This is a genomic window from Dyella sp. 01N36 (genome assembly GCF_056399745.1).
On the sequence record NZ_JBFTRY010000292.1, the window covers coordinates 1 to 3,226 of the forward strand.

Consider the following 3,226-nt stretch of genomic DNA (forward strand, 5'->3'; position numbering starts at 1 on the left):
CCCATCCACTGCGCGACGTGCTCGAGCAGCTGCTGGCGGTCACCGCTGAGTACGTAGGTGTGGTCCGCTTGCTTGAAATAATTGACGCTCACGCCCGGGTGATCGGCCAGCCGGCCAAAACACTCGCGGAACTGGCGGACGTGGTTGAAGTAACGCGCCACGCCGCCGCTGTAGATGAAATCGAGCTTGATTCCACGCTGGAGCATGTCGGCGAGCTGCGCGCGCACGACCCTCGGCGGCAACGGCTCGACCACGAAGGCCGGCTCGGCGGGACGCTGCGCCACTGCCACGCCACGACGCGCCAATCGCTGGCGCCACACCGACAGGCTCAACAGGCGCGGCAGGTAATGACGCACGCGCTGCCCCAGCGTGCGATGTCCATAGCCATCGAGGAAAAACGCACCTGCCACGCGTTCGTCGGCAAACGCCGTCGAATGCGCGTTCTGCGCGCCGGAACAAAGTCCGAACAATACAAAGCGCGTGCACCCCGACTGCTGCTTCAGCAGTTCCATCGCGTCGCGTACATCGGCAACCACCTGTTCGGGACGCGACAGGCGCTGCCCGCTGGCGCCGCTGTCACCGATGGTGGACAGATCAAAACGCAGCGTGGGGTAACCCAAGGCATTGAGTCGCCGCGCCAGCTCCACATGGAGGCGGAACGGCCCCACGCGATGCACCATGCCGGCATTGAGAAAAATCACGCCAACGCCCTGGTCGATCAGCGCGGGCAAACCGACCACGCCAACCAGATGCCTGGCGCCACCAAAGCGGAAGGCCTGCTCGTGCATCAGGCCATCTCCTTCAGGTGGCGCTTGGCCGCCTCCAGCAAAGGATGTGAAAGTATCGCCAGCTCAAGGCTGTCGACATCGTCCCAGCGCGGCGAAACCTCGACCGCGGTGCACTTACCGGCATAACGCTCATCCAGTTGCGACGCGTCATCGGATACGGATGAGGCAAGCCAGGCCGAGGCAATGCCCGGGTCCAGCAAGCGCAGATCCATCAGTTGCCCGCGCAGGCGATCGCTGGTCTCAAAGCCCGGCCATTGCGTACTGACGTCGAGCTCCGGTCGCGCATATTCGAATCGGTTCAGATCGACCTTCAGGGATTCCTGCATGTGGTCGTACTGACGTACCAGGGCTGCGCCATCGGTAATCACGTCCCACGCAACGACGCCGTCCAGTCGCGCCGCCTGCGCCGCCGCGAGCGCCGCATTGGCGCCAAGACGCGCGCCAAACGCCAGCACACGCCCGCCGCCGTGGCGCATGCGCAGCTCTGTGGCGGCTGTCACCACGTCAGCGAGGCAACGCGTCCATTCAAAGGCGCGGCTCTCACCCGCCGAATCGCCGGTCCCGAAGTAATCGAAGCGCAATACCGGAAATCCTGCCTCGGCCAAGCCATGGGCCAACTGGCGGTACAGCCGGTGGCAGCGGATCTGCTCCACGCCAAACGGCGGACATAGCAACACCGCCGCGCGCATGCCTGCGGCGGGATGATAGAAGCCGAACAGCTCCCTTCCGGGGCCGAAGTAAAACGGCAGTTCGGCTTCGATGCGCGCTTTCATCGGTGATAAACCAGCGACACGAGAAATTCGTTCTCGTGGTAGCTCTGCTGGACGGCCGTGCTGTTGCGCAACTGGCGGGTATAGGCAGCGCGCCAGCTCCAGCGCTGAGTGAACTGGTGGCTCAGCGCAAGACCGAAACGCGTGCTCTTGTCGGTACGGATGATGTTGGTGTAATCGAGATGCTGGTAGTTGCCGAACGCCGACAGAAACAACGTGGGCCGCAGTTTGTACTCCACGCTGATGGCTCCGCTCTTCTCTTTCTGATTGAACTCGGTGTCATTCAAATAGGTCAGTTTTCGATAGAGAGGCTGCACGGTGATGGACAAGCGATCGCCGCGATAGCTGTAGGTGCCCTCGATGCTTTGGTCCAGGTACACCTCCGAGTCCACCACCATCGTGCCGGTGTTGATGCCGCCGCGGGTCGGGTCGTTGATCAGATCCAGCGGGTTGGTCGGCACATTGGTCATGCTGTCGACGATGGTCTGGCCCGGCTGCAACAGCATGTCCTGGGCCGCATCGGAGTACTCGTAGCGGCCAGTAAGGCTGAAGCTGTTGTCCACGCTCGGCCGCCAGCCCACGGTGACGTTGGCCAAGGGCTTGGACGCGCTGGGAGCATGGGTGAAGTCGATGTATGCCCACCCCAGCGACGCATCCACGTCAAAATCGCGCAGYGTGTGCACGTAGTGCGCATAGAACTCGTTGCGGGTGTAGTCGGGGCCGGCGTCGTTGTTCTTCAGATCGACGCGCTGTGACTCCACGTTCAACGACACCTGGGTCGTGGGATTCACGTCGCGAATCACGCGGAACGCGCCCAGCCCGCGCGACGAATCGAAATCGTCCACCTTCGAGGCATAGCTGTTGAGATACTTCAGCTCAGCCTGGCCGCGAGTGGACCCGTTGAACTGGAAATGCAGGATCGGGCCCAACGACAGCACGTTGGTCTGCTGTTCGTTATTGGGCGAATTGCTGGCCAGCGTGTCGACCGGCTGGACGCCCGCATCGTCCTCGATGGAAAAATCCAGTCGCTGCGGTATCACCGACCAGTTGGCCTGCGCGCCCAACGTGCCCAGCACCTGGCTGTCGAAATTCTTGTTGCTGTAATCGAGGTATTCCACCGTACCGACTACGTTCGCCTGGAGCGTGGAACCCACCTGCCGATAGGCAAAGTTGACGCCGGGAACGAACACATTGGTGCTTTGGGGGTTCTCCGTGGACRGGGCGATGTTGTCGCTGTGTTCCAYGCTGCCGAACACCGAATACGCGAAGTCGCCTGCCCATGAGGTGCCAGGCACAACGACGAGCGCGATCATGGTGGCGCGGGCGAGCCTGTTGTAAGCCGGCATATCCATTCCTCTGACCGTTACCCCTTGAGGCGTCGTCCCACCCTGTGGCGGCGCCTTCTTCCCTATCCTTCATTCCTGTTGGTCTAGGGCGCTTGGTTGAACACCACTCCTGCGAGCTTGCTCGGCTCAAAATGACTGAGCGCCTGGCTGATCGCCCCAGGCGTGTCCTTCCCGTAGCCAGCCACCACCACCACGAAGTCGGCCAGGTCGGCGAGGATTCGCGCGTCCGGCGCGCCCTTGATGGAGGGACCGTCAAGGAAGATGTAGCGGTCGGCATAGCGCGAGCGCAGCGAATCGATCACCGCACGCATGCGATGGGAGG

Annotated in this window: 4 protein-coding genes; all 4 read right to left on the minus strand. The window is 62.5% G+C overall.

Annotated elements, in window-relative coordinates:
• Window positions 1-788, minus strand: a 788-nt coding sequence (locus AC1DMG_RS21170) for an alpha/beta hydrolase family protein (protein WP_477181056.1), incomplete at its 3' end; no start/stop codon positions are given.
• Window positions 788-1,561, minus strand: coding sequence for a serine aminopeptidase domain-containing protein (locus tag AC1DMG_RS21175; RefSeq protein ID WP_441603175.1), 774 nt, complete (start codon window positions 1,559-1,561; stop codon window positions 788-790). The genes AC1DMG_RS21170 and AC1DMG_RS21175, both read right to left, overlap by 1 nt.
• Complete coding sequence (locus AC1DMG_RS21180) at window positions 1,558-2,904, minus strand: outer membrane beta-barrel protein (protein ID WP_477181057.1); 1,347 nt, start codon at window positions 2,902-2,904, stop codon at window positions 1,558-1,560. The genes AC1DMG_RS21175 and AC1DMG_RS21180 overlap by 4 nt, the downstream gene beginning before the upstream one ends.
• An 83-nt stretch (window positions 2,905-2,987) precedes the next feature.
• The coding region (locus tag AC1DMG_RS21185) for a P-loop NTPase family protein (protein WP_477181058.1) at window positions 2,988-3,226 on the minus strand (239 nt) is incomplete at its 5' end.

Bases quoted from the DNA above. Each gene is read 5' to 3' on its own strand.
- AC1DMG_RS21175 (WP_441603175.1), bottom strand. From the start codon at position 1,561: ATGAAAGCGCGCATCGAAGCCGAACTGCCGTTTTACTTCGGCCCCGGA.